At 66.0% G+C, this 4,497-nt stretch carries 4 protein-coding genes; 2 read left to right on the top strand and 2 right to left on the bottom strand.

Features of this window, described 5'->3' with window-relative positions; all coding sequences use genetic code 11:
- Positions 1 to 591 (bottom strand): LysE family translocator (locus QZV93_RS16775; RefSeq protein WP_295559777.1); only part of this gene is annotated, 591 nt, incomplete at its 3' end.
- Positions 592 to 784: 193 nt separating this feature from the next.
- Here QZV93_RS16775 and QZV93_RS16770 point away from each other — a divergent pair.
- Together QZV93_RS16770 and QZV93_RS16765 are read left to right on the top strand one after the other, a co-directional pair.
- A complete protein-coding gene (locus tag QZV93_RS16770; protein ID WP_295559775.1) occupies positions 785 to 1,573 on the top strand; it encodes an SDR family oxidoreductase in 789 nt (262 codons plus the stop codon).
- 413 nt (positions 1,574 to 1,986) lie between these two features.
- Positions 1,987 to 3,717: an ABC transporter ATP-binding protein gene (locus tag QZV93_RS16765; protein ID WP_295559773.1), complete on the top strand. Its 1,731-nt coding sequence runs from the start codon at positions 1,987 to 1,989 to the stop codon at positions 3,715 to 3,717.
- Between the two features lie 52 nt (positions 3,718 to 3,769).
- Here QZV93_RS16765 and QZV93_RS16760 read toward each other — a convergent pair.
- Positions 3,770 to 4,497: pirin family protein (locus QZV93_RS16760; protein ID WP_295559771.1), on the bottom strand; the 728-nt coding region annotated here is incomplete at its 5' end.

Here is a 4,497-nt window from a genome sequence, read left to right as displayed (position 1 = left end):
GGGCAGCGCGCTCGCGATCAAGAGCAGCGCCATGACAATATTGAAGGTGCGCAGTTTTCCGGGACTGTCGATGGCCCGCCGCATGAGACTGCCGAACGCCGCCCATGCACTGAGAGAAGCGAACGCCACGACGAAGAAGGCGCCCGAGACCCAAGCCAGGCTTGTCAGCGCCGCGTGAGGATCCGAGAACGCCGCGATTGCAGAGAGCGCGATGGCCCAGGCCTTAGGGTTGATCCATTGGAACAGCGCGCCGGTCAAGGATGAAATCGGTTGTGCCGCTCGCGCATCCGGCGCTGCGTTAGGTTCCGCAGGGCTCGATGCGATTTTCCAGGCCAGCCACAGCATGATGGCGAGACCGGAGATCTTTGCGGCAGCGTGCAGGCTGGGGGTCGTGCGCATCGCCGTTCCGAGCCCGATTCCGAGGGCGACCAGCATGAACGCGAAGCCGCCGCTGATACCGGCGATCAGCGGCAGCGTCCGACCGACGCCGTGATTGAGCCCCGAGGTCAGCACCAGGAGATTGTTTGGCCCGGGAGTGATGGACGCGGCGACCGCAAATCCGGCGAGGGCGAGCAGCACGTCGTGGGACATTGGGAGAACTCGTTGCAAGACAGGTCGAGAGCTTGGCCGCAGCGGCGGCGCGCTTCATACACTAAGACATGTGCACGGAAAATGCGTTCCCGGCAGCGTGATCCCGATCTGAGCACTCCGATGTTGATCTGGCGCCGTTCATGCCGCGTAGTAGTCCCGGAAGCAATTGAAACCGACCCGTCAGGAAACCTCAATGAACCTGGATCTCGCCGACAAGACTGCGCTCGTTACGGCCTCGTCCGGAGGCATCGGCCTCGAGATCGCCCGTTCGCTGGCCGCAGACGGCGCCCGCGTCATCATCAACGGACGCAGCAAGGCGAGCGTCGACACGGCCATCGCCGATATCCGTGCCGGCCTCCCCAAGGCCGATCTCGTTCCGCTGGCAGCCGACAACGGCACGGCCGAGGGCTGCGCAGCCACCATCGCTGCGGTGCCGTCGGTCGACATCCTGGTCAACAACCTCGGCATCTATGAAGCGGTGGGCTTTTTCGACGAGACGGACGAGGCCTGGCAGCGCCTGTTCGATATCAACATCATGAGCGGCGTGCGCCTCTCGCGTCACTATCTCAAGGACATGCTGGAGCGCGGCCACGGCCGCGTCGTCTTCATCTCGAGCGAGTCCGGCGTCAGCCCCGCGCCCGAGATGGCGCACTATAGCGCCACGAAAACCATGCAGCTCTCGATCGCCCGCTCGCTTGCCGAGCTGACCAAGAATACCAACGTCACCGTCAACTCTGTCTTGCCGGGCCCGACGCGCACGCCCGGCGTCGAGGAGTTCATCGGCAGCATCTATCCGGACCTGAAGGGCGTCGATGCCGAGCGGAGATTCATCGCCGACAACCGCCCGAGCTCGCTGATCGGCCGCCTCATCGACCCCAGGGAGATCGGAGACACAGTCGCTTTCGTCTGCTCTGACCGCGCCTCCGCCATCAACGGCGCGTCCATCCGCGCCGAAGGCGGCCTCGTCCGCAGCATTGTGTGATGTGCGACGAGTGCGGGAACGCGCCGGCGGTTGCGCTCTCGTTCTATGTGAGTGGGCGAGCGCCGCGTCATGAAATCGCCGGATGACCCTGCGATAAGGAAAATGTGAGCGCGGGACGCCTTGCCTCTTTTGCGGGCAGCTGCTAGAACCCGCGCGACTTCAACTCAACCGGGGAGGACTGCATGATCGTCACACGTTTGCGCCTTTGCCCGGCTTGGACCGTCCAGCTCTCTTAGCTCGACCGTCCCTTGCGCCGCCAAGCGGCGTGCCGGCCCCTTGGCCAATCCCAAATTCGCTTTCGGACCGCTGATGCACGCCCGGCGTGTGTCCATTGTATCCCCGACCTCTGGAGACGGCGCTCGCGCGCCGTGATTGAAATGACGACGGAAAACCGCAACGGCGGACGTGCGGCCATGAGGGCCGTGCTCGCCTACACATTGGACCATTGGCGCCGCCGCAAGCTCCTGGTTGCCAGGATTGCCGGCGCGATCCTGCTCGCCACGCTGGCGGACGTATTCATCCCGTTCTTCTCGGGCCGTCTCGTCGATGCGCTCTTGCTTGCCGATCAGGCGCGAGACGTTGCGCTGTCGCGCGCGCTCGAGGCGTTCGCCGCCATGGTCGCCCTCGGCGCCGGCATGGTGGCGTTGCGCCATTGGGGCTGGCTCGGCGTGATCCCGCTGTCGCTCGGCATGATGGCGGACATCGCGCAGGAGACGTTCGCCCGCGTGCAGCGTTTCTCCACGGATTGGCATGCCAACAGCTTCTCGGGCTCGGTGATGCGCAAGGTGACGCGCGGCATGTGGGCTGTCGACATGCTGAACGACACCCTGCTGCTGGCCCTGTTGCCGTCGGCGTTCGTGCTCATGGCGACGACGGTGGTGCTGGCCGTGCAATGGCCGCTCATGGGTCTCGTCGTGGCGCTGGCCATGTTCTACATCGCGCCCGCCGCCAGACTTTCAAATGCGTGGGATACGCGCATCGGCGGCACGCTGGCGGATGCGCTGGGCTGTAACGCCGTGGTCAAGGCCTATGGCGCCGAGGACCGCGAGGACGCACGCCTCGCCGGCGTCGTCGCGCGGTGGAAGCGGCGCATCTGGCGCACGTGGTATCGCCACACGCTGTCGGGCACGAGCCAGCACGTGGTGCTGCTGCTCGTGCGCTCGCTCTTGGCCGGCGCTGGCCTCTGGCTCTGGTGGGTTGGCAGGGCGACGCCCGGCGACGTGACGTACATGCTGACGACGTACTTCGTCGTGCACGGCTATCTGCGCGATGTCGGCATGCACGTGCACAACCTGCAGCGCTCCGTGAACGACATGGACGAGCTGGTGGAATTGCATGCGACGCCCATCGGCGTCGTGGACCGCGCCGGCGCCGTGTCGGTAAGGATCACGGCTGGAGAGGTGCGCTTCGACAACGTCGGCTTCCACTACGGCGCCCACGAGACGCCGCTCTATCGCGACCTCTCGGTCACGATCCGGGCCGGCGAGCGCGTCGGCCTCGTCGGTCACTCGGGATCCGGCAAGACGACGTTCGTCAAGCTGATCCAGCGGCTCTACGATGTCACGGGCGGTCGCGTTCTGATCGACGGGCAGGACGTGGCGGAGGTGACGCAGCAGTCGCTGCGTGCGCAGATCGCCATCGTTCCGCAGGATCCGATCCTGTTCCACCGCACGCTGGCCGAGAATATCGGCTACGGGCGGCCCGGAGCATCCGAGGCGGAGATCGAGCGCGCGGCGCGGCTTGCCAATGCGCACGACTTCATTGCCCGCCTGCCGAAGGGCTATCACACGCTCGTCGGCGAGCGTGGCGTAAAGCTGTCGGGCGGCGAGCGTCAGCGCATCGCGCTGGCGCGGGCGTTCCTGGTCGATGCGCCGATCCTGATCCTGGACGAGGCGACGTCGAGCCTCGACTCGGAGTCGGAGCAGCTCATCCAGGCGGCCATCGAGCGCTTGCTCAAGGGCCGCACGGCGATCGTCATCGCCCACCGCCTGTCGACTGTGCGGGCTCTGGATCGGATCCTCGTGTTCGATCAGGGGCGTATCGTGGAGGACGGACCGCACGTCGAGCTCATGCGCCGGGCGGGTGGTCGCTACCGGCACCTCTTCGAGCGCCAGATGGGCGATCTTCGCGGCGCCGCCGAGTAAGCAAAAAAAAGGCCCCGGCCTTAACCGACCGGGGCCTTGGCGCGACCGCGCTCTAGTGCACGGTCTCTTCCATGGTGCCGAAGCGGCCCTGCTCGAAATCGAGCATGGCCTTCTTGATCTCGCCGACCGTGTTCATCACGAACGGACCGTGTGCCACCACCTGCTCGTTGATCGGTTCACCCGAGAGAACGAGCACGGTGACGTCGTTGTTGGCTTCGAGCGTAATGTCGCCGCCCGTCCGATCGAACGTCACGAGCTGCGCGCTCCGCACCACCTCCTCGCCGTTGACGAGGACCGTGCCGCTGAGCACCGCCAGAGCCACCGTGTGGCCCTCGGGCAGGCTGAGCGTCGCCGTCTTGTCGCGGTTGAGCTTGAGGTCCCAGATGTTGATCGGCGTGAACGTCCGCGCCGGTCCCTTCCGAGCCTCGTATGCGCCGGCAATCACCCGCATGCGGCCCACTCCATCCGCGAGATCGACGGACGGAATATCGGCGTTGAGGAGCGTCTGGTAGCCCGGAGCCGCCGCCTTGTCCTTGGCCGGCAGGTTGACCCAGAGCTGCACCATCTCCAGCGTACCGCCCTTGCGGGTGAACGCCTTCGAGTGGAACTCCTCGTGGAGAATGCCGGACGCCGCCGTCATCCACTGCACGTCGCCGGGACCGATCTTGCCGCCGTTGCCGGTCGAGTCGCGATGCTCGAGCTCGCCTTGGTAGACGATGGTCACGGTCTCGAACCCGCGATGCGGATGCTGGCCCACGCCGCGCGGCTTGTCCGCCGGCG

The organism is uncultured Hyphomicrobium sp., from assembly GCF_902826555.1.
Lineage (GTDB): Bacteria > Pseudomonadota > Alphaproteobacteria > Rhizobiales > Hyphomicrobiaceae > Hyphomicrobium_C.
Note: the sequence above shows the minus strand (reverse complement) of the source record. Positions and strands in the feature narration are given on the sequence as shown.

Coding starts and splice junctions, on each gene's coding strand:
- QZV93_RS16770 (WP_295559775.1), top strand. CDS start 785: ATGAACCTGGATCTCGCCGACAAGACTGCGCTCGTTACGGCCTCGTCC.
- QZV93_RS16765 (WP_295559773.1), top strand. CDS start 1,987: ATGAGGGCCGTGCTCGCCTACACATTGGACCATTGGCGCCGCCGCAAG.